Consider the following 22,194-nt stretch of genomic DNA (forward strand, 5'->3'; position numbering starts at 1 on the left):
GTAGGTAGTATTATTAACCTAAAAGTTAAATTTTCCGTTACTGTTTTTATGTTCAGAAACTGGTGCAATTGTTTCCATTACATCCCAATGTTCTGCAATTTTGCCATTTTGAATTCTGAATAAATCATAAAATGAAGTATGTTTTCCTGCAAACTGTCCTTCACTAACTGCAAGCACAAAATTACCTTCTCCTAACACGATATGATTTCTTTCATAAACCATTGTAATTCCATTCTTTGACATTTCCTCAAGAGCTTTCCCCAATCCTGAAAGTCCATCTCCAATCATTGAATTGTGCTGAATATAAGTATCTCCATCAAAATAGTTCCCCATTTTATCAAAACCACCATTTACTAAAACAGTATTTACAAAATCTTTGACTATTGCTTTATTAGTTTCAGTCTTATCCAAATCAGTTAAAGTAGTACTTCCATCTGTTTGTGTTCGGTTACTTGGGTTTACATCTTCTATTGCTGAAAGATTGTCCCAATGCTCAACTATTTGTCCATTTTCATATCTGAAGATATCAAATCCAACTTTTGGTCCGAAAAAATCATAAATAGTATGCGAAAAGGTATAATCTCCATCTTGAAAAGAACGAAGAACTTTTGCTTTAAAACCGCCTTCTGGTGCATTTTGCAGTACGGCTCCAAAACCTTCTAAACCATCAGCAACTCCTAGGTTGTGTTGTTTATAGTTTGTTGGATTGATGTACGCAATGGTTGATTTGTCTCCATTCTCAAGACTTTCTAATAATGCTGCCGATTTTTCTTTGTTTGTTAATTCTGTTTTTGATTCCATTTTTTCTGTGTTTTTTGTTTTTGATTCTTTCTGATTAGTACCGCAAGAAGCAATTAAAATTGCTGTTGCAACTGTCATTATTAGCTGTTTCATTTCTTTGATTTTTATTTGATACAAAGGTGAAACAACTCTTGTGTAAGCGGAAGATTAATAACGAGATAATAATGGTTAAAATCGAACCAAATCTATTCAGGTATTGATTTAATAAACGAATTTGGGGTTAAACTCGTGTGCTTTTTAAAATATTTTGAAAAATTGGTTGGGTCTTCAAAACCTAATTTATAAGCTAATTCTGTAATTTTTAGATTTGAATTAATTAGATTTCTTTTGGCTTGTAGAATTACAAAATCATTAATTACACTTTTTGCTGTTTTATTTACCAACTCTTTGCAGATTGTGTTTAAGTGTTTATAGGTAATAGTTAATTCTTTCGCGTAGAAATCAGCACTTCTACTTTTTGAAGAATGAGACTCAAGTAAAGAAGTAAACTTTTGAAAGATTTTAATTTTTGAAGAATCCGTTATATGAAAAGTTTGATTTTTCTTTAAATCTTCGGCTTTTGAAATAAGAATTACAAATAAAGATTCAATAATTGCTTTCTGATTGAATGTCTCTGTGTTATTAAATTCTTGTTGTAATAGCTTGAAATAAGTTTTGAAATCAGATTGTTTTGGAATTTGAAGAATTGGTGAAAACAATTGTGGGTTGAACAATCTAAATACAAAATCTTCAGGCAAATGAGAAAAGCAATTAACAAAATATTCCTCTGTGAATATGATGCAAAAACCATTTAAGTTTTTTGAAAAATCAAATGCATTAACTTGCTCTTTTGTCAGATATACTAAACTATTTTCTTTTACTGGAAACCAATTAAAATCAATAAAATGCCTTCCTGAACCGCTTGTAAAAAAAACTAAATTGTAAAATTTGAGTTGATGTGGTAATTCAGGATTGTGATTGTATTGTTCCTTTTCTCTAGCAATTTTTTCAATTGGAAGAATTTCAAACCCAAAATTTTCGGCTGAAGAAGGATTAAATTTAATATGTGGAATGTCCTTTTTCATATTACCTACAACGGTTCGTGTATGATTAGTTGCGGACTTTTCCAACGGAAAATGTCCGCCTGTACCGAAGATAGTTAATTGCAAGGATTTCCTTTTTTGGAAATCCGACCGCAATTAATTATACACCGTGTTGCTTGCAGTTATTTTTAAATAATCCCCATTCCTTTTATCATTTCCAACGCTAATTTTTCCGCTTTTTTCAAGTCCTTAATCCCTCCCTCCGTTTGTCCAAGATTAGTTTTAGACCCTTTCATTTCGTAATCCATCAACCAAATAAATCCGTCATTGTCCAATTCAAATTCGTAAGGAAAGTCCAAGCCTTTGAGTTTAAATTTTGTTGCCATTTTATTGATTTATAGTTTGAAACTTGAATTCACTAGCTTCTTTATAGCTGTCAAAAACGAATGTTTTTCTCTCCTGAACCGAATGAAGAGCTTCTTGTAATTCCTGCCGTATTTTACTTTCCAACTGGTCTTGCAACCTATATTTCAAATTTTCGTCCACATTTGAGTATTCCGCTATGTCCGACCAATAGATTGAACTTTTGATATTTGAATACTCTTCTTTTCCGTTAAATGGGTCGTAGGTATACCTAAGGCAAAATTTTAAAGGGCGGTCGCATATTTTCAGCGGATGCACCTAAAAAAAGAAGTTTTTCAGTATGTTCAAGAACGTATTCCTAGCTAAGATAAATATAACGTTTTTCAACCCTTTTTATTGTGGTTTTTCCTACGGATTGGAAGTGTCCGGCCATTAAGTCCGCGCAGGGCAGATCCAGTTTTTTGCGAAGGGCAAAAAGCCCCTGTATCTTCCCTGCTCCCTTTCCTCCGCATAATGCCCTAGCCCCTGATGTTGCCCGCAACACTTTTTTGGATTTTTATATTGTTGTCTATCGGTTAAAAACAGTTGCAAAATGGGCAACGGGGCAAGGTCATTTTCCAAAGCTATGTTACATAATAGCTTTTATACTTCTCTTGCAGGCACTATAAAAGTTTATTATGTAAAATATCCGCTCTTGCCATCGCGCACATTCCAGATGCCTTGGTCGGTGAGCTTGCCGAACCGCGCACTTCATAGTATTAGTTTTGGTAAGATTCGGGGGATGGTGGTTCGGGCTTTTCCCGAAGTTGGCGGATTGTTTTGGGCGGGAGCGTTTTAAAAAAGAACGATTTTACGGTGGACGTAGCTGTGGGGAATCGGTCTTTTTTAAAATGATAGGCAAGCGACGATTGAGCGTCCCGACCGAGTGAGCCGTTTGTCATGACAACGACACATCTTGAATGAGGTTTTTTTGTGGATTCGAGTCTTTTAAAAAGCAACTGGCTATTTTGTTTTTCTTTTGCCGTATTCAGTCAGATGTGCTATAAATAATCTTGTTTCTTCTACAAATTCTTCGAACACATTAACTAGCTTATCGTATGCTTTTTTAACTAACTCCTGATTTGGGTTTGGTTGCCTTTCGAGATTTAATATTTCAACTTTAGTGCTATGGTAAATTTTTATTTTATCCTTTAATTTATTGATAGAACTGGTAAGGCTTGGATGGTAAATTTTAATTAGACATTCTAATTTGTTTTGTTGGAAGGATAAGCTTATTTCTTTTTTCTCATCCGGGTTTGTGAGTTTAAGGATTCCTGCAATATCTTGTTGCATCATTTGTTCAATGTTGCCGATACAGTTTATAACATCTTCCAATCTCTCAAAGACGTATTTTTTCTTTTCACTTTTAGACTTAAAATAATAGCTCACAAAATGACCAATTGCACCAGAGGCTATAGCAATTCCGCCGCCAACAATTATTGAAGTTATATTACTGTCCATTCATTATTTGTTTTCCTTAAAAGTAAGTAAATAAGATGGTTAGTTTCGAGCGTGGGCAAGTGCGGCTATTTTACATAGTTTACATTATAACTTACCGCTTTGGTGCAGCGTGGATTTGGCGGCGGTATTATAATGTAAACTATGTAACATAGCTTGGGGCAGGTTTTTGGCCAGTGCGTTGGCTACGGCTCTTTGTTTTTTTGGTGCGGAGCGGTACGCACAAATATCTGTTTTTCACAGAATTTTTGAGTGCCGCGATCGGTGGGGCGTCGGAACACCAAAAAAGCAATGTGCCGTAATCGCTCGGCGGCCAAAAATCGCATGCGCGGTGGCGAGCGGAAGGGCAAAAAAGACAGGGGCAAGCGAGGCACGAGCTGACTGGGTTTTTTGCCTTGGGGGAGTTGTCAATGTTTTCTAGGTTCCTGTCCGGACCATCGTACCCTGATTATTCTTATGGTATCATCAAGTACACGGTAGGAGACATTGTACCTCCTTACTTCGTAACAACGGTAAGTACCGTCGTTATCGTTCTTGTTCTTGTCCAAAGGGTATATTTCGGATTGGTCGGCAAGTATGTCGGTACTCTCGAAGATTTCCCTTACAAGCCGATTGGCACTTTTTAGGGACTTGCTTACGTTGAGAACTGTTTTTCTGGCCTCTGTAAGTTCGCCCAACGCATCGGGCGACCAGATTACTCTTTTTCCCATTCCCCGATTCTTTGGCGTACCTGTTCCTGGGTGTAGAATTCCCCACGCTCGATTTGCGCTTCGGAGGCCTCCATTTCTTGATTGTACTGTTCGACGCTGATACGCTCGTCATCATCATGGTAGCTTTCCACCAATGCCTTTATCATTTTGAGCAGTTTGTCGTCCGCCGTGTCGATATAGTTCTGTACGCTCTGTTTTAAATCCAAGGTTGCCATTTTCTTTCGATTTTGTCCAAAGTAAAGATACAATTTTCGTTCCATAGCTTTTTATTTTAAGGGATGATAGGTATTGATAACCTGTTGTAGTTGCTGCAGATCTTGTTGCATATATTTTTCGGTGGTGCTTATTCTTCTATGCCCTGCCATTATCTGCACTTTTCTAAGGTTGTATTTTGAGAGCCAATTCACGATGACACTTGCCCGTATCTGATGGATGTTTTTCACTTTGTGGTTGACCTTTCTTAGCTTTTTTATAATGTTCGCAACGGTATCGGTAAGCCTACCATTTGTAACGGGGAACAGTTCTTCGCCCTGAGTTCCTTTTCTTCGTGCCAACTCTGGTTGTATTTCGCTGATGTATTCCAACAGTTCCATGACTTGCCACGGCATCAATGGCAGTTCCCTACGACCACCGATTTTGCCTGATGGTATATAGACTTTCCCTTTTTGCGGTTGTACGTGTTCATTTTGCAATCGTTTCATATCCGTTGTAGATAAGCCCTGATAGACCATCAACCCAATCATAACTTTATTGCGCTTGTCGGCAAGTTGTCCGCTTCTTCTTATATCCATATCCGTAGGGTAACTGTAATACAGGTCTTCAAGTTCATCGGACGATAAAATATTCTGTAACATCTTTTTGGTCTTGTCGCCCTTGACCAATAATTCTGTAAATGGGTTTTCGGCGCATTCGCACTTTTCCACAAGAAAATTGAAGTACTGTCTCGTCGCTGCTATTTTCCCGTTAATGGTCCTGATGTTGGTATGTCGCTTTTGCAGATATGCTACGTAGTTGACCGCTTTTTTGTAATCGAAGTTTATAAATTCATGACCGTTGTTTTCCATCCATTCCATGAACTTTTCAGCTTGGAAGGTATACGTTTTGATACTGCTTTTAGTGAACCGTTCTTTTTCAAGATATTCCTTAAAATGTGGCGAGCCGCCACGGGCATTTAATTTGTTCATACTTTTTCAATTAGGTGTGTATAGATTTGCGTGGTCTCCAAAGAGGAATGACCTAAAAATTGTTGTATGCTTTCCATCGGCGCGCCCTGCTCCAAAAGATGTGTGGCAATGCTATGGCGCATAGTATGCGGTGTAACTTTTTTTTCCTGTAGTTCGCTATTGCCCGTCAGTTTTACAAGGATACCCAAACGGTTACCAAAACTTTGCCGCCCCAATCGCTTGCCCTGCTGTCCGATAAAAAAAGCTTCGCTTTCGTTGGCTTTGTAAAATTCCAACCGTGCATCGTACAAGTAATCTTCCAGTATTTTGAGGTTTCTATAATTGATGGGTACGAACCTTTCTTTATAGTTTTTTCCTTTTCTAACAAAGACCAGTTCCCTATCAAAAAGGATATCCCTTCGGTCAAGATGTACAGCTTCGTTGACCCGTAGCCCGCAACTGTACAATGCCACCAACATCGCTTTATCCCTTAGGCATACATGACGCATTACATAACTATGTTCGGCAGCTTCAAAGAGTTCTTTTATTTCCTCTTGGGTCAGTACCGTTTGCCAACCTTCTTCTTTTTTGGCTTCCGCTCGAAGATGTACGGGCATAGGTTTTCCATTATGTTTTTTCAGGTATTCATTAAATTTTCGAAGTGCTTGTTGGTGTTGGTTGAGTGCCGCTTTACTTAGTGCGCCGTCCGTCCTTTGGTTGGGGCGTTCTTTCAGATAACCATAATAGTCTTTTATGGTCGTAACTGTAATGGCATCCAATTTCAAACAACCTTTTTGCTCCATGTTGTAGAGGAACTCTTTTAAACAATTGGGGTAACTTTCTTTGGCACTTCCGCTATAGCCCAATATCTCCAACCAGTCTTTAAAGGCAATCAGTAATTCTTTGTAGCTTCGGTTTTCCAGTTGTAGTTTTTTCATTTTTTTACCTGTTGGTGCTACCAACTTTTATGGGTCGGTTGCATTTTTTGGATTGTATTGCGAGTTACGGTTAACTGGTTGACAGCTATTTGATTGACCTCGCAAAAACGATACTTGCGAGTTGTTTGCGACCTTGCGAGTGGCGAGCCGCCACAGGCAATTATTATTTGTTGCCTTTTATTCGGTCGATACAGTCTTGCAGGGCTTTGTCTATTTGCTTTCGTAGGTTGTCATATTCGCCCAGGTCAACGATTTCAAAACAATAGCTTTTGGTCTTTGCCTTTTTGATTCTGTGGATGTAGTTCTCCGCTAATAGTTGTTTGTGATACCAACGCAACGTACTTTCCTTGATGCGTAGATTTCTGCGGATTTCAGAATTTGTAAATGTGGTTTGATTTTGATTAATTAAATACGTCTTGAGACGTTCTAAATGATTTCGGCATGCTCCCGTAAGTGTGTCGCTCTTGCGCAGTAGAATATCAATAATCAGTTCGTTGGCTTCCTGTATATCCTCGATTTCTGTCTCGATGTATTCCTCTCCGGTATCCTTGTCATATTGCCTGTGGCGCTGCCATTGTTTGTAAAAGGTAATGGCTTCTATAAACTGTAAATAATGGCTGTTCGTTCTTCTAGGTTTAAAGACCGATTTTGGCAACTCCAAAAATTCAGCGTAAGGATTTATGACTTTGATGGGCTTTAGAACCCGTTGCACGTTTTTCAATAATTCTTTGGCATTGTGTTCCTGTTCGCCGTTAACTTTTCCAGCACTAATCAAACGCTGGTAATCCATTATTTTTTTATCCTGTATTTCGCTCTCGTCGATGTAGAGTAAAAAACTGCGGTTGCTGTTATCCTCGTAAATACTTTCCTGTGTGGTACAGCCCGCAACACTTACAGGGCCCTCGACGGTCAAGTGTATTGTTTTCGTAGTTCCCTTACTGTCCTTATGGACTACCGTTTTTGTGATTCGCTTTTTCGATTGCAGTTCCCGTAATGGGTATAGCACAGATTCCGCACCGTCCAAGTCTTCTATCAAAATCAATTTGTGTTGCAGTTCGGTTCTATTGAAGTAATAAAAAGCGTTTGCGGACAATACAGTTATCTCAACTTTATCCTCTTCCGGTATCAACTCCGATACTTTAGATTGTAAATGTGTTTTTCCCGTTCCGGAACTTCCCAAGCTGATGCAATGCAATGGATTATTTGTCTTTCTGCTCGTGAAGATTAAAAACATGGTCTGCCTGTTGTTCTCTTCCCCGATTACGCCACTTTGCCCAATCAATTTGTTGGTCTTTTTCAATAGGTCTTTAGACTTTAAAAAGGTTTCGGCTTCTTTTATCTCTCTCGCAGTAAGTTCTTTATAATTGGGGGCAGCAGCCTGCTGTTCTTTTTCCAATAATAAGAATCGATGATTCTCTAGTTCCTTTGTTAAATCTTGCAGGGTTCTTCTTGTTACGCTCGTACCTATCTCCAACCGCTCCGCTATCTTTCGGGTAAATTTTTCCACTTGGTTGTCGTTGTACAAATCCAAGCTGTGGCGCAACACGTTATAGCTTTTGGGTTTCTGTATGCTCATCGTAATTCGCATACTTTCGAGTTTGGTGGTCTTCAGTCCGCCGAGGATATTTACATGTAGGTGCTTTGTATGGTACTTGTAGCTATTGGGATTGGTAGTGTTTAGCATAGCCAGATTATTTTGTTCGATTTTCGATACTCCAAAAATACAATTATATTTCGTTTATCGAACATATATAATTTACTATTTCGACTTTATTGTAGATTAATATCCTTTTTCGCTACTTTTGTAGTGTTATAACACTATACACAATACCCTTATAACATTGTAGAGCAAAGGATTGGGGGTTTCGCATATAGTGTTTAAATACTACATTACTATGGGTTTAGCGGATAACATCAAAAAATTGAGGGAGGATAAGGGGCTTCGCCAAAAGGAAGTCGCCAATGCCCTTGATATCGGTTATTCCAACTACAACAAAATCGAGAACGGCAACCGTGAGATTTCCGTCAAGGAGTTACAGCGGTTGGCAGCGTTTTATAATATTAGCGTTGACCAAGTAATTAACCTTGATGGCGAACTGCCCAAAGAAGTGGTCATCGAGGATAAACAGGCACAGGAACAATTAAAGCTGATGCAGGAACTTGACGAGGAAGAACGCTCCATGATCTTCAAGATGATCGATTCCTTCCTGACCAAAAAGAAGTTCAAGGACTTTTTTAATAAAAATGTCGCTTCGCTTTAGAGCATAAAAAAACCGCCTCGGTGGGCGGTTGTTTCAGATTGATATCTTAACTACTTATCATTGATTTTCTTATTTTTTTCATGAATCCAAGGATTATCTATTGGTGGATTATGTTGAATATAAAAAGTATCTGTCTGTAATTTTTTGTTTTCTAAATAAGTTAAATATTTTCTACCCTCGTAAAACCATCTAGGATACTCTTCTGAACTTTGTTTAATATTAGCTTTGTAGGGGTAGACGATTGCTGCATATAAACTATCCCCTGAACTTCCTGACAGAACTACCAAATCACAATCACTTCCGCTTTCAAAACTATTTTGGAGTGAACTTTTGTAATCATTATTCGCTTTCTTTATGGTAAGAAAATCTTCATAGCTCTTCCCAAGCTTTTTAGTATAGTAACTATACATAACAGAATTCAGTATTTTTCCTGATTCATCCACTCTAAAGCAAATACTTTTTTCAGGATAATCTTTAATTATTCTCTTTTTAAAATTTTCTTGGGTAATTTTAAATGGAGCGCATCCAAAAAACATCAAAAACAATAATAAAGCTCCTATTCTATATTTAATTTGCATATCCTCATTTTTTAATATTCTATTCTCGGCCCTAAAAATCTTCCGTTGGTTAAAGGCATTGGATGGACAGTCTTAATATTACCTCCAAATAGAACTGTATTTATTGTCTGCCCTTGAACGTTAAAGCTTCTTGCTCCATATGTTTGTCTCTGTCCAAAGTTAAAACCTTGAGAATTTAGTTGACCTCTTATTATGTTCATCCTGTCTACTACTGGCCCCGTTCTGACATCTACATTTGTGTCTCCCACAAAATCTCTATTAGCACCACCATCAGCAACATTTGAATGTAGTGATTCATGTATAAAAGTCATACCAAAGCCCATTGTACGATTATCTACTTCTCTTGCACCCCCTATAAACTGATTTGTTATTTGACCTATATCTAAATTTATATTATTTCCTCCAACTTCTGTTTCTCCTAAATCATTTGTAACTCTAGAGCCTCCACTATCTACAATTTGTGCTTTTGCAATATCTGTGGAACTTAAAGCGCCTATAACTGCACCTCTTGCCTCTGAACTACCTAATTGATTTCCGTCACTATCGGTAGCAATTATAGCATTTCCATCATCATCTGTAGTATGAATAAGTTTACCGTTTTTAAGCTCGAATGAAAGTCCAGTAATAGTACTTAAATCTTTTTTTATGTTATCAAGTATACTAGTTCCGTTATCATTGTCATATTCTACTATTTGGGATACATCTATGCTATCTCCTTGTATTTCTCTATAAACCATAGGATTGTTAGCTGTAAAAGAATATGGCGAAATAGGATGATAATTCTCGGCTAACCTATCTATTTTATTAAACCTACCAATTGTAGGATCGTAGTCTCTCCATTGATAAGCTATGGTATTTTTACCTAAATCCTCTTCAAACTCTTCATTCGCATACTTCCATTTTTTAGCCGTGGAATTACCAAGAGAAGATACGTTATTATTGTAGCCTTTTTGCTGTAAGCCGAATGGGTAATGATTGTTTTCTTCCACTATTTCGTTGTCAGAGTCTATGCTGCCGTTGTTATCGGCATCTGTATAGCTAAGTCTTACTGAACCAAGATGGTCAGTATAGTTGTAAATGTACTTATAGCTGCCATTTTCGACCGATACATAACCTTCAGGATGTGGAAAAAATTGAAGAATATCATTTTGATAAACAAATCCTCCATCATACTTAGTTGTATTCAAAGAACCATTATTATTTGTTTTCTTCTCTAGTTTGATACCTAAAGCATCATAAACATAAGTAATAGTCTTTTGACTGCTATTATCAAACTCAACTTGAGTAGGTAGGTTCAGGTGGTTGTATTCAATTGAAGTAATTCCTTTGTTACGGTCAATTTTTAGGTTTCCGTTAATATCGTATTCAAAGTCGTCGTTGGTGTTCGTCCCGTCCTTAAAACCGTGGGCACCGTTTCCACCGTCCGTAACTTTTGTCAGTTTATTACCGTTGTCGTAATCGTAGTCCAGAACGTCCATGTTCGTAAAGTTGGAACTGTTCTGATACCCATTTCTTGTCAGGCTTTGAATATTTCCGTTTTTATCGTACCCGATGTTACTGACGTTATAGTTGTTCGTGTTGTCCGTAGCTGCTATGATTCGGTTGAGTGCATCGTACCTATAACTATAGCAAAATTTTGTAAAGCGGTCGCATATTTTCGGCGGACGCACCTAAAAAAGAAGTTTTTCAGTATGTTCAAGAACGTTGTCTTTAGCTAAGATAAATATAACGTTTTTCAGGTCTTTTTATTGTGGTTTTTCCTACGGATTGGAAGTATCTAACCATTAAGTCCGCGCAGGGCAAGTCCAGTATTTTCGTGCCTCAAAAACCTCTGTACCTGCCCTGCTTCCTTGCAGCCGCATAATGCCCTAGCCCCTGATGTTGCCTACAACACTTTTTCGGTATTTTAATATTGTCGGTCAGCGGTAAAAAAGAGTTGCGAACGGCAACGGGGCAAGGTCATTTTCCAAAGCTATGTTACATAATAGCTTTTATACTTCTCTGGTCAGGCACTATAAAAGTTTATTATGTAAAATATCCGCTCTTGCCGACGCGCACCTTTTCGCAAGCCGCGCACTTCATAGTATTAGTTTTGGTAAGATTTGGGGGATGATGGCTTTTCCTATTGGATAAAGTTCGGGGCGTTTTCCCGAAGCTCGGGGATTTGACAAACAAGGGAGCGTTTTAAAAAAGAACGATTTAGGGGCTGGCGATGCTGCGGAGAATCGGTCTTTTTTAAAATGATAGGCTAGCGACGATTGAGCGTCCCGACCGAGTAAGCTTTTTTTGGTTCGGATTTGAGCTGTGGAAGTGCGGCTATTTTACATAGTTTACATTATAACTTACCGCTTTGGCGCAGCGGTGGATCTGGCGGCGGTATTATAATGCAAATTATGTAACTTAGCTTGGGATGGTTTTTATGGCGGATTTTTTGTTTCGAGCGTTGGCGCAACTGTTTGCAATTGTGAGGCACGAACAACTTGTAAAGTGTTGCTTTGGTTTGGCTACAAAAAATATGACCTAAAAACCATAGAAGTGGTGGCGAGCGGAACAAAACAGAACACAGGAGCTTTTTGCTTTTTCGCAAAAAACTGGGTTCTGTTTTGTGGGGCCTTTTTAGCTTAAAGGGTGGTACTGGTTTATGACCTGTTGTAGTTGCTGTAGATTTTCCTGTACATATTTTTCGGTGGTGCTTATCCTTCTATGCCCTGCCATTATCTGTACTTTTCTAAGGTTGTATTTTGAGAGCCAATTTACGATTACGCTTGCACGTATCTGATGGATATTTTTGACTTTGTGGTTGACCTTTCGCAGTTTTTTTATGATGTTGGCAACGGTATCGGTAAGCCGACCGTTTGTAACGGGGAACAGCTCTTCCCCGTTCGTTCCTTTTCTTCGTGCCAACTCTGGTTGTATTTCATTTATATATTCCAATAGTTCCATGACCTGCCAAGGCATCAAAGGCAGTTCTCTACGACCACCTATTTTACCCGATGGTATATAGACTTTCCCTTTTTTCGGTTGTACATGTTCATTTTGCAATCGTTTCATATCCGTTGTCGATAAACCCTGATAGACCATCAACCCGATCATAACTTTATTGCGTTTGTCGGCAAGTTGTCCGCTTCTTCTCATATCCATATCCGTAGGGTAACTGTAATACAGATCTTCGAGTTCATCGGACGATAGAATATTCTGCAACATCTTTTTGGTCTTGTCGCCCTTGACCAATAATTCGGCAAAAGGGTTTTCGGCGCATTCGCATTTTTCTACAAGAAAATTGAAGTACTGTCTTGTGGCAGCTATCTTGCCGTTGATCGTTCTAATGTTGGTATGCCGTTTTTGCAGATATGCTACATAGCTGACCGCTTTTTTATAATTAAAATGTATCAGGTCTTGTCCTTCCTTTTCCATCCATTCCATAAACTTTTCGGCTTGGAAGGTATATGTCTTGATACTGCTTTTAGTGAACCGTTCTTTTTCAAGATATTTTCTAAAGTCCATCATACTTTTTCTGTTAAATGGGTGTAGAGCTGTGTGGTCTCCAATGAGGAATGACCTAAAAATTGTTGTATGCTTTCCATCGGTGCACCCTGCTCTAAAAGATGTGTGGCAATGCTATGGCGCAACGTATGTGGTGTAATCTTTTTTTCTTTTAGTTCACTATTTCCCGTCAGCTTCACAAGGATACCTAAACGGTTACCAAAACTTTGCCGCCCCAATCGTTTGCCCTGCTGTCCGATAAAAAAAGCTTCGCTTTCGTTGGCTTTGTAAAATTCCAACCGTGCATCGTACAGGTAATCTTCCAGTATTTTCAGGTTTCTATAATTGATGGGTACGAACCTTTCTTTATAGTTTTTCCCTTTTCGAACAAAGACCAGTTCCCTATCAAAAAGGATATCCCTTCGGTCAAGGTGTACAGCTTCGTTGACCCGTAGCCCGCAACTGTACAATGCCACCAACATCGCTTTATCCCGTAGGCATACATGACGCATTACATAACTATGTTCGGCAGCTTCAAAGAGTTCCTTTATTTCCTCTTGGGTCAGTACCGTTTGCCAACCTTCCTCTTTTTTGGCTTCCGCTCGTAGATGCACGGGCATAGGTTTTCCATTATGTTTTTTCAGGTATTCATTAAATTTTCGAAGTGCTTGTTGGTGTTGGTTGAGCGCTGCCTTACTAAGTGCGCCGTCCGTCCTTTGGTTGGGTCGTTCTTTCAGATAATCGTAATAGTCTTTTATGGTAGTTGCTGTAATGGCATCTAATTTGTAATGTCCTTTTTCCTCCATGTTGTGGAGGAACTCTTTTAAGCAATTCGGATAACTTTCTTTGGCACTTCTGCTATACCCCAAAATCCCTAACCAGTCTTTAAAGGCAATCAATAATTCTTTGTAGCTTCGATTCTCTAGTTTCAGTTTCTTCATTTTTTTGCCTGTTGGTGCTACCAACTTTTATAGGTCGGTTGCATTTTTCGAGTTGTATTGCGAGTTGTAGTTAACTGACTGATAGTTATTCGATTGACCTCGCAAAAAGTATATTTGCGAGTTGGTTGCGACTTTGCGGGTCGAGAGCCTCGACGGGCAATTGTTATTTTTTGCCTTTTATGCGGTCGATACAGTCTTGCAGGGCTTTGTCTATTTGCTTTCGTAGGTTATCGTATTCGCCCAGGTCAACGATTTCAAAACAATAGCTTTTGGTCTTTGCCTTTTTGATTCTATGGATGTAGTTCTCCGCCAATAATTGTTTGTGATACCAACGCAACGTACTTTCCTTGATGCGTAGATTCCTGCGGATTTCCGAGTTGGTAAAAGTCGTTTGATTGTTATTGATTAGGTAGGTTTTCAAGTTCTCTAAATGGTTTCGGCATGCTCCCGTAAGGGTGTCGCTTTTGCGCAGTAGAATATCGATAATCAATTCGTTGGCTTCCTGTATATCCTCGATTTCTGTTTCGATGTATTCCTCTCCAGTATCTTTGTCATATTGCTTTTCCCGTTGGTACTGTTTGTAAAATGTAATCGCTTCTATGAACTGTAGATAATGTGAGTTTGTCCGTCGGGGTTTAAAGACCGATTTTGGCAGCTCCAAAAATTCAGCATAAGGGTTTATGACTTTGATGGGCTTTAGAACCCGTTGCACGTTTTTCAATAATTCTTTGGCATTGTGTTCCTTTTCGCCATTGACTTTCCCTGCGCTAATCAACCGCTGGTAATCCATTATTTTTTTATCCTGTATTTCGCTCTCGTCGATGTAGAGTAAAAAACTACGGTTGCTATTATCTTCGTAAATACTTTCCTGTGTGGTACAGCCCGCAACACTTACAGGGCCCTCGACGGTCAAGTGGATTGTTTTTGTAGTTCCCTTGCTGTCTTTATGGACTACCGTTTTTGTGATACGCTTTTTCGATTGCAGTTCCCGTAAAGGATATAGCACACTTTCCGCTCCGTCCAAGTCTTCTATCAATATCAATTTATGTTGTAGTTCGGTTCTGTTGAAGTAGTAAAATGCGTTTGCGGATAAAACCGTTATCTCAACTTTATCTTCTTCCGGTATCAGTTCTGCTACTTTTGATTGCAGATGTGTTTTTCCCGTTCCGGAACTTCCCAAGCTGATGCAATGCAAAGGATTGTTTGTCTTTCTGCTCGTAAAGATTAAAAACATGGTTTGCCTGTTGTTCTCTTCTCCGATTACGCCACTTTGCCCGATTAATTTGTTGGTCTTTTTCAATAGGTCTTTAGACCTTAAGAAGGTTTCGGCTTCTTTGATTTCACGTGCGCTAAGTTCTTTTCGGTAAGGTGCGTTGGCGGATGCCTCTTTTTCTAACAGAAGGAATCTATAGTTTTCGAGTTCCTTCGTTAAGTCTTGCAGGGTTCTTCTCGTTACGCTCGTACCTATCTCCAACCGCTCCGCTATTTTTCGGGTAAACTTTTCCACTTGGTTGTCGTTGTACAGGTCGAGGCTGTGGCGCAGTACATTGTAGCTTTCGGGCTTTTGTATGCTCATCGTGATGCGCAGACTTTCAAGCTTATTGGTCTTCATTCCCCCGAGGATATTGACCTGCAAGTGTTTCGTGTGGTATTCGTAGCTATTGGGGTTGGTGGTGTTCAGCATAGTTCAAACTATTTTTAGACAATATGACTATTGCAAAACTACTTATTAGATTCCGTATTGACAACTATAAATGTTCGTATTGATTATTATATTGATAAAACTATACGATTTGACTACTTTTGTACTGCACATATATAACATGTGCAATATATGCAGTATGAACATAGCTGAGAACTTAAAGGCGTACAGGGAACAAAAGGGATTGTTGCAGAAGGAAGTGGCCAATGCCGTAGGCGTCCATCCGTCCAACTATTCAAAAATGGAAAAGGGCGAGCGTGATGTCTCCATCGAGGTGGCCGATAAACTGGCAAAATATTTCGGGGTCAGTATTGACGAGCTCGTGCATATGTCGGGCAATGTTCCCGAAGAAGTCAGTATCGTGGATAAATCTGTTTCCGAGCGTATCAACCTGATACAGCAGTTGGAAGAAGAGGATAAAAAAGCCCTGTTCCGTATTATCGATAGCATGCTGACCAAATCAAAGTTCAAGGACTTTTTCAACAAGAACGTGGCGGCACTATAATGCATAAAAAAACCGCCTCGATGGGCGGTTAAGTTTAATCTTTACATTTAGATACTTCTTACAAACAGACCTAAATCATCATCTAGACTATTGAAAAAACTAGGCTTAATCTCTAATGCAACATTTAAGTAATAGTCATTTCCAATTTGGATTGTAACGTATTTGTTAGTTAGGTAGCACCATACATTTTCTCTTAGTATTAATTTCGTTAAAATAATCGCATCATTTAAATTCAGTACTTTTCCTTCCTCTAACGATTTATAGATTTCATCACTTTTATTATCGTAAGGGACGTTATCTATTTTATTTAGAGAATCGTCAAACTTTTCTAAACCAACTACCCTCAAATAGGAGCTTTCTGTTTCATCTAAAATCTTTTTAATTACATTGATATACTTGGCTTCCACATCCAAATAATCATCGACAGTTAATAATTTACCATCATAAATCTTACCGATATCGCTTATCGAAGTCCAATCATCCTTTAGATATTTACCTTCTTCCGTTTTAAATGCTGGGTCGTATTTAGATATTTGGAATTTTGTCATTAATCGCCTATTTTTTGAAAAAGTCCGTCAAATGTACCTAATCTAGTCTTTTTACTGCCCAAATCTCTTAAACTATTAGCCGCTTTCCAAATACCTCCATTATGTCCGTCTACATCAGGTGAAATAAAAAGTTTGCCATTAGAATAGACTTTCTGCCCCCTTGAATATTGACCTTTCACGACTTTAAAACCGCTTGGCACCAAAGCTTCAACTTTCTTTCCAGCCTGTATGAATTTAATGACTTTAGCTCCTTTCGCTAGTTTGGTAAATGGTATTATTGCTAAAACAGCTAAAGCTTTGTCCGAATTACTGTCCCCTAGTGTATATTCGTAATAAACACCTGTTAAACCTGTTGGCTCAATGGTTGCCAGGATTTCAGCAACATCCTTCAGATTTTCATTGGTTGTATCAAGATTTTCTTGCGATTCTTTTAAATATGCTATTGCAGATGCTACATCTTCCTCACTTTGTGCTTCATCAAGCTCATCGCTCGCTGATTTTATATCTAACCCAAATGCGTGAAGTAATGCATTTTTTGCTCGTTTCATCATTTTAGCTACTGGGTTATCATTACAACAATCCCCTTCTCCAGATGAATTTAAACCGTACTCTTTTTGTACCGTATCCCAACTTACCTCATTACCGTCTTCGTCTTCATATCTACCAGCACCCCAATTATAAGTTGGTGCCATCCCATCAGGATCGATAAAGAAAATAGGATTGTCAAAAGCATAATTGTAAGGCGAGTGCCTCCGCATCTGTTCCGCCAGCGGGTCAAGGTTCATCCAACGCCCGATCGCGGGGTCGTAGTTCCTCGCCCCAAAATCATAGGTATCGATGTTAAGACCATTATCGAGTTCCTTGCCGTTGAACTTCCAACGCTTGGCGGCACTGTTGCCATATGGGCTTACGGTCGCCGTGGCACTGCGCATAAGAAGACCGAAGGGGTAATAGTTGTTTTCCTCGATTATCTCGTTCGCAGGGTCGATATTTCCATCATTGTCGGCATCGGTATAACTAAGCCTTACCGAACCTAGGTGGTCAGTATAGTTATAGACATAGTCATATCCGCCTTGTCCATCGGGCGTTACATACCCTTCGGGATGATTGAAAAATTGCAATTGCGCATTCCCGACACCTCCTTCGTAAACATACCCGTTGGCGTAGAGTGTTTCCGTTCCCGTACTGGAAGTCCTTTTCAGTTTCACACCGTAAGCATCGTAAACATATTTGATGTTATCGCTCCCGAAGTTGACTTGTTCGGGCAGGTTCAGATGGTTGTAGGTTATGGAGGTGATTCCCTTGTTACGGTCAATTTTTAAATTTCCGTTAATGTCGTATTCAAAGTCGTCGTTGGTATTTGTACCATCTTTAAAGCCATGTACCTTGTTTCCCGTATCGGCTACTTTCAACAGCTTGTTCCCGCTATCGTAATCATAGTCCAGAATATCCATATCGGTAAACGTCGAACCACCCTGATAGCCGTTTCGATTTAAAGTCTGGATATTACCGTTCTTGTCGTAGGATATGTTACTGACATTATAATCGTTCGTATTGTCAGTAGCGCCTGTAATTCGGTTCAGGGGGTCGTAGGTATACCTAAGGCAAAATTTTAAAGGGCGGTCGCATATTTTCAGCGGATGCACCTAAAAAAAGAAGTTTTTCAGTATGTTCAAGAACGTATTCCTAGCTAAGATAAATATAACGTTTTTCAACCCTTTTTATTGTGGTTTTTCCTACGGATTGGAAGTGTCCGGCCATTAAGTCCGCGCAGGGCAGATCCAGTTTTTTGCGAAGGGCAAAAAGCCCCTGTATCTTCCCTGCTCCCTTTCCTCCGCATAATGCCCTAGCCCCTGATGTTGCCCGCAACACTTTTTTGGATTTTTATATTGTTGTCTATCGGTTAAAAACAGTTGCAAAATGGGCAACGGGGCAAGGTCATTTTCCAAAGCTATGTTACATAATAGCTTTTATACTTCTCTTGCAGGCACTATAAAAGTTTATTATGTAAAATATCCGCTCTTGCCATCGCGCACATTCCAGATGCCTTGGTCGGTGAGCTTGCCGAACCGCGCACTTCATAGTATTAGTTTTGGTAAGATTCGGGGGATGGTGGTTCGGGCTTTTCCCGAAGTTGGCGGATTGTTTTGGGCGGGAGCGTTTTAAAAAAGAACGATTTTACGGTGGACGTAGCTGTGGGGAATCGGTCTTTTTTAAAATGATAGGCAAGCGACGATTGAGCGTCCCGACCGAGTGAGCCGTTTGTCATGACAACGACACATCTTGAATGAGGTTTTTTTGTGGATTCGAGTCTTTTAAAAAGCAACTGGCTATTTTGTTTTTCTTTTGCCGTATTCAGTCAGATGTGCTATAAATAATCTTGTTTCTTCTACAAATTCTTCGAACACATTAACTAGCTTATCGTATGCTTTTTTAACTAACTCCTGATTTGGGTTTGGTTGCCTTTCGAGATTTAATATTTCAACTTTAGTGCTATGGTAAATTTTTATTTTATCCTTTAATTTATTGATAGAACTGGTAAGGCTTGGATGGTAAATTTTAATTAGACATTCTAATTTGTTTTGTTGGAAGGATAAGCTTATTTCTTTTTTCTCATCCGGGTTTGTGAGTTTAAGGATTCCTGCAATATCTTGTTGCATCATTTGTTCAATGTTGCCGATACAGTTTATAACATCTTCCAATCTCTCAAAGACGTATTTTTTCTTTTCACTTTTAGACTTAAAATAATAGCTCACAAAATGACCAATTGCACCAGAGGCTATAGCAATTCCGCCGCCAACAATTATTGAAGTTATATTACTGTCCATTCATTATTTGTTTTCCTTAAAAGTAAGTAAATAAGATGGTTAGTTTCGAGCGTGGGCAAGTGCGGCTATTTTACATAGTTTACATTATAACTTACCGCTTTGGTGCAGCGTGGATTTGGCGGCGGTATTATAATGTAAACTATGTAACATAGCTTGGGGCAGGTTTTTGGCCAGTGCGTTGGCTACGGCTCTTTGTTTTTTTGGTGCGGAGCGGTACGCACAAATATCTGTTTTTCACAGAATTTTTGAGTGCCGCGATCGGTGGGGCGTCGGAACACCAAAAAAGCAATGTGCCGTAATCGCTCGGCGGCCAAAAATCGCATGCGCGGTGGCGAGCGGAAGGGCAAAAAAGACAGGGGCAAGCGAGGCACGAGCTGACTGGGTTTTTTGCCTTGGGGGAGTTGTCAATGTTTTCTAGGTTCCTGTCCGGACCATCGTACCCTGATTATTCTTATGGTATCATCAAGTACACGGTAGGAGACATTGTACCTCCTTACTTCGTAACAACGGTAAGTACCGTCGTTATCGTTCTTGTTCTTGTCCAAAGGGTATATTTCGGATTGGTCGGCAAGTATGTCGGTACTCTCGAAGATTTCCCTTACAAGCCGATTGGCACTTTTTAGGGACTTGCTTACGTTGAGAACTGTTTTTCTGGCCTCTGTAAGTTCGCCCAACGCATCGGGCGACCAGATTACTCTTTTTCCCATTCCCCGATTCTTTGGCGTACCTGTTCCTGGGTGTAGAATTCCCCACGCTCGATTTGCGCTTCGGAGGCCTCCATTTCTTGATTGTACTGTTCGACGCTGATACGCTCGTCATCATCATGGTAGCTTTCCACCAATGCCTTTATCATTTTGAGCAGTTTGTCGTCCGCCGTGTCGATATAGTTCTGTACGCTCTGTTTTAAATCCAAGGTTGCCATTTTCTTTCGATTTTGTCCAAAGTAAAGATACAATTTTCGTTCCATAGCTTTTTATTTTAAGGGATGATAGGTATTGATAACCTGTTGTAGTTGCTGCAGATCTTGTTGCATATATTTTTCGGTGGTGCTTATTCTTCTATGCCCTGCCATTATCTGCACTTTTCTAAGGTTGTATTTTGAGAGCCAATTCACGATGACACTTGCCCGTATCTGATGGATGTTTTTCACTTTGTGGTTGACCTTTCTTAGCTTTTTTATAATGTTCGCAACGGTATCGGTAAGCCTACCATTTGTAACGGGGAACAGTTCTTCGCCCTGAGTTCCTTTTCTTCGTGCCAACTCTGGTTGTATTTCGCTGATGTATTCCAACAGTTCCATGACTTGCCACGGCATCAATGGCAGTTCCCTACGACCACCGATTTTGCCTGATGGTATATAGACTTTCCCTTTTTGCGGTTGTACGTGTTCATTTTGCAATCGTTTCATATCCGTTGTAGATAAGCCCTGATAGACCATCAACCCAATCATAACTTTATTGCGCTTGTCGGCAAGTTGTCCGCTTCTTCTTATATCCATATCCGTAGGGTAACTGTAATACAGGTCTTCAAGTTCATCGGACGATAAAATATTCTGTAACATCTTTTTGGTCTTGTCGCCCTTGACCAATAATTCTGTAAATGGGTTTTCGGCGCATTCGCACTTTTCCACAAGAAAATTGAAGTACTGTCTCGTCGCTGCTATTTTCCCGTTAATGGTCCTGATGTTGGTATGTCGCTTTTGCAGATATGCTACGTAGTTGACCGCTTTTTTGTAATCGAAGTTTATAAATTCATGACCGTTGTTTTCCATCCATTCCATGAACTTTTCAGCTTGGAAGGTATACGTTTTGATACTGCTTTTAGTGAACCGTTCTTTTTCAAGATATTCCTTAAAATGTGGCGAGCCGCCACGGGCATTTAATTTGTTCATACTTTTTCAATTAGGTGTGTATAGATTTGCGTGGTCTCCAAAGAGGAATGACCTAAAAATTGTTGTATGCTTTCCATCGGCGCGCCCTGCTCCAAAAGATGTGTGGCAATGCTATGGCGCATAGTATGCGGTGTAACTTTTTTTCCTGTAGTTCGCTATTGCCCGTCAGTTTTACAAGGATACCCAAACGGTTACCAAAACTTTGCCGCCCCAATCGCTTGCCCTGCTGTCCGATAAAAAAAGCTTCGCTTTCGTTGGCTTTGTAAAATTCCAACCGTGCATCGTACAAGTAATCTTCCAGTATTTTGAGGTTTCTATAATTGATGGGTACGAACCTTTCTTTATAGTTTTTTCCTTTTCTAACAAAGACCAGTTCCCTATCAAAAAGGATATCCCTTCGGTCAAGATGTACAGCTTCGTTGACCCGTAGCCCGCAACTGTACAATGCCACCAACATCGCTTTATCCCTTAGGCATACATGACGCATTACATAACTATGTTCGGCAGCTTCAAAGAGTTCTTTTATTTCCTCTTGGGTCAGTACCGTTTGCCAACCTTCTTCTTTTTTGGCTTCCGCTCGAAGATGTACGGGCATAGGTTTTCCATTATGTTTTTTCAGGTATTCATTAAATTTTCGAAGTGCTTGTTGGTGTTGGTTGAGTGCCGCTTTACTTAGTGCGCCGTCCGTCCTTTGGTTGGGGCGTTCTTTCAGATAACCATAATAGTCTTTTATGGTCGTAACTGTAATGGCATCCAATTTCAAACAACCTTTTTGCTCCATGTTGTAGAGGAACTCTTTTAAACAATTGGGGTAACTTTCTTTGGCACTTCCGCTATAGCCCAATATCTCCAACCAGTCTTTAAAGGCAATCAGTAATTCTTTGTAGCTTCGGTTTTCCAGTTGTAGTTTTTTCATTTTTTTACCTGTTGGTGCTACCAACTTTTATGGGTCGGTTGCATTTT

At 39.4% G+C, this 22,194-nt stretch carries 24 protein-coding genes; 2 read left to right on the plus strand and 22 right to left on the minus strand.

Annotation, left to right across the window (positions count from 1 at the left end):
• Positions 1–18: 18 nt before the first annotated feature.
• The 9 genes from EJ994_RS17175 to EJ994_RS17215 all read right to left on the minus strand — a co-directional run bounded on the left by EJ994_RS17175 (position 19) and on the right by EJ994_RS17215 (position 8,178).
• Positions 19–894, minus strand: a complete 876-nt coding sequence (locus EJ994_RS17175; RefSeq protein WP_126593596.1) for a nuclear transport factor 2 family protein — start codon at positions 892–894, stop codon at positions 19–21.
• Positions 895–986: 92 nt separating this feature from the next.
• Entirely contained in the window at positions 987–1,949 is a 963-nt protein-coding gene (locus EJ994_RS17180) for an AraC family transcriptional regulator (protein ID WP_126593597.1), read from the minus strand.
• Positions 1,950–2,011: 62 nt separating this feature from the next.
• Positions 2,012–2,209, minus strand: coding sequence for a hypothetical protein (locus tag EJ994_RS17185; protein ID WP_126593598.1), 198 nt, complete (start codon positions 2,207–2,209; stop codon positions 2,012–2,014).
• Positions 2,210–3,188: 979 nt separating this feature from the next.
• Positions 3,189–3,686 (minus strand): hypothetical protein, encoded by a 498-nt coding sequence (locus EJ994_RS17190; protein WP_126593599.1) that lies wholly within the window; start codon positions 3,684–3,686, stop codon positions 3,189–3,191.
• Between the two features lie 404 nt (positions 3,687–4,090).
• A complete protein-coding gene (locus tag EJ994_RS17195; RefSeq protein WP_126593600.1) occupies positions 4,091–4,393 on the minus strand; it encodes a type II toxin-antitoxin system RelE/ParE family toxin in 303 nt (100 codons plus the stop codon).
• Complete coding sequence (locus EJ994_RS17200; RefSeq protein WP_126593601.1) at positions 4,378–4,653, minus strand: hypothetical protein; 276 nt, start codon at positions 4,651–4,653, stop codon at positions 4,378–4,380. Before EJ994_RS17200 ends, EJ994_RS17195 begins: the two co-directional genes overlap by 16 nt.
• Positions 4,654–4,659: 6 nt before the next feature.
• On the minus strand, positions 4,660–5,577 hold the full coding sequence (locus EJ994_RS17205) for a tyrosine-type recombinase/integrase (protein ID WP_126593602.1): 918 nt from the start codon (positions 5,575–5,577) through the stop codon (positions 4,660–4,662).
• Positions 5,574–6,494 carry a tyrosine-type recombinase/integrase gene (locus EJ994_RS17210; RefSeq protein ID WP_126593603.1) on the minus strand — a complete coding sequence of 307 codons (921 nt, stop codon included), beginning with the start codon at positions 6,492–6,494 and terminating at the stop codon, positions 5,574–5,576. The genes EJ994_RS17205 and EJ994_RS17210 overlap by 4 nt, the downstream gene beginning before the upstream one ends.
• A gap of 163 nt (positions 6,495–6,657) precedes the next feature.
• The gene (locus EJ994_RS17215) at positions 6,658–8,178 is read right to left on the minus strand and encodes a hypothetical protein (protein WP_126593604.1); all 1,521 of its coding nucleotides are present in this window, start codon (positions 8,176–8,178) and stop codon (positions 6,658–6,660) included.
• A 211-nt stretch (positions 8,179–8,389) separates the two neighbouring features.
• Between EJ994_RS17215 and EJ994_RS17220 the strand changes: the two genes are divergently transcribed.
• Complete coding sequence (locus tag EJ994_RS17220) at positions 8,390–8,755, plus strand: helix-turn-helix domain-containing protein (RefSeq protein WP_126593605.1); 366 nt, start codon at positions 8,390–8,392, stop codon at positions 8,753–8,755.
• A gap of 50 nt (positions 8,756–8,805) precedes the next feature.
• On the opposite strand, the gene EJ994_RS17225 is transcribed toward EJ994_RS17220, so the two are convergent.
• The 5 genes from EJ994_RS17225 to EJ994_RS17245 form a co-directional block, all read right to left on the minus strand.
• Positions 8,806–9,333 carry a hypothetical protein gene (locus EJ994_RS17225; RefSeq protein WP_126593606.1) on the minus strand — a complete coding sequence of 176 codons (528 nt, stop codon included), beginning with the start codon at positions 9,331–9,333 and terminating at the stop codon, positions 8,806–8,808.
• A gap of 11 nt (positions 9,334–9,344) precedes the next feature.
• A complete protein-coding gene (locus EJ994_RS17230) occupies positions 9,345–11,003 on the minus strand; it encodes an RHS repeat domain-containing protein (RefSeq protein WP_126593607.1) in 1,659 nt (552 codons plus the stop codon).
• A 946-nt stretch (positions 11,004–11,949) separates the two neighbouring features.
• A complete protein-coding gene (locus EJ994_RS17235) occupies positions 11,950–12,840 on the minus strand; it encodes a tyrosine-type recombinase/integrase (protein ID WP_126590653.1) in 891 nt (296 codons plus the stop codon).
• Entirely contained in the window at positions 12,837–13,757 is a 921-nt protein-coding gene (locus EJ994_RS17240; protein ID WP_126590660.1) for a tyrosine-type recombinase/integrase, read from the minus strand. Before EJ994_RS17240 ends, EJ994_RS17235 begins: the two co-directional genes overlap by 4 nt.
• A 163-nt stretch (positions 13,758–13,920) precedes the next feature.
• Positions 13,921–15,441 carry a hypothetical protein gene (locus EJ994_RS17245; protein ID WP_126590661.1) on the minus strand — a complete coding sequence of 507 codons (1,521 nt, stop codon included), beginning with the start codon at positions 15,439–15,441 and terminating at the stop codon, positions 13,921–13,923.
• A 157-nt stretch (positions 15,442–15,598) separates the two neighbouring features.
• On the opposite strand from EJ994_RS17245, the gene EJ994_RS17250 reads away from it, so the two are divergent.
• Positions 15,599–15,964 (plus strand): helix-turn-helix domain-containing protein, encoded by a 366-nt coding sequence (locus tag EJ994_RS17250; protein ID WP_126590657.1) that lies wholly within the window; start codon positions 15,599–15,601, stop codon positions 15,962–15,964.
• A 47-nt stretch (positions 15,965–16,011) separates the two neighbouring features.
• On the opposite strand, the gene EJ994_RS17255 is transcribed toward EJ994_RS17250, so the two are convergent.
• The 8 genes from EJ994_RS17255 to EJ994_RS17690 form a co-directional block, all read right to left on the minus strand.
• The gene (locus EJ994_RS17255) at positions 16,012–16,512 is read right to left on the minus strand and encodes a hypothetical protein (protein WP_126590658.1); all 501 of its coding nucleotides are present in this window, start codon (positions 16,510–16,512) and stop codon (positions 16,012–16,014) included.
• The gene (locus EJ994_RS17260; RefSeq protein ID WP_126593608.1) at positions 16,512–18,158 is read right to left on the minus strand and encodes a toxin C-terminal domain-containing protein; all 1,647 of its coding nucleotides are present in this window, start codon (positions 18,156–18,158) and stop codon (positions 16,512–16,514) included. The genes EJ994_RS17255 and EJ994_RS17260 overlap by 1 nt, the downstream gene beginning before the upstream one ends.
• Before the next feature lie 684 nt (positions 18,159–18,842).
• Positions 18,843–19,340 (minus strand): hypothetical protein, encoded by a 498-nt coding sequence (locus EJ994_RS17265; protein WP_126593599.1) that lies wholly within the window; start codon positions 19,338–19,340, stop codon positions 18,843–18,845.
• 404 nt (positions 19,341–19,744) lie between these two features.
• Entirely contained in the window at positions 19,745–20,047 is a 303-nt protein-coding gene (locus EJ994_RS17270; protein WP_126593600.1) for a type II toxin-antitoxin system RelE/ParE family toxin, read from the minus strand.
• Entirely contained in the window at positions 20,032–20,307 is a 276-nt protein-coding gene (locus EJ994_RS17275; RefSeq protein WP_126593601.1) for a hypothetical protein, read from the minus strand. Before EJ994_RS17275 ends, EJ994_RS17270 begins: the two co-directional genes overlap by 16 nt.
• Before the next feature lie 6 nt (positions 20,308–20,313).
• Positions 20,314–21,231 carry a tyrosine-type recombinase/integrase gene (locus tag EJ994_RS17280; protein WP_126593602.1) on the minus strand — a complete coding sequence of 306 codons (918 nt, stop codon included), beginning with the start codon at positions 21,229–21,231 and terminating at the stop codon, positions 20,314–20,316.
• Complete coding sequence (locus tag EJ994_RS17285) at positions 21,228–21,308, minus strand: hypothetical protein (protein WP_410504186.1); 81 nt, start codon at positions 21,306–21,308, stop codon at positions 21,228–21,230. Before EJ994_RS17285 ends, EJ994_RS17280 begins: the two co-directional genes overlap by 4 nt.
• Positions 21,284–22,147, minus strand: coding sequence for a tyrosine-type recombinase/integrase (locus tag EJ994_RS17690; protein ID WP_126593610.1), 864 nt, complete (start codon positions 22,145–22,147; stop codon positions 21,284–21,286). Before EJ994_RS17690 ends, EJ994_RS17285 begins: the two co-directional genes overlap by 25 nt.
• Positions 22,148–22,194: the final 47 nt, after the last annotated feature.

It is taken from the genome of Maribacter sp. MJ134 (genome assembly GCF_003970695.1).
GTDB lineage: Bacteria > Bacteroidota > Bacteroidia > Flavobacteriales > Flavobacteriaceae > Maribacter.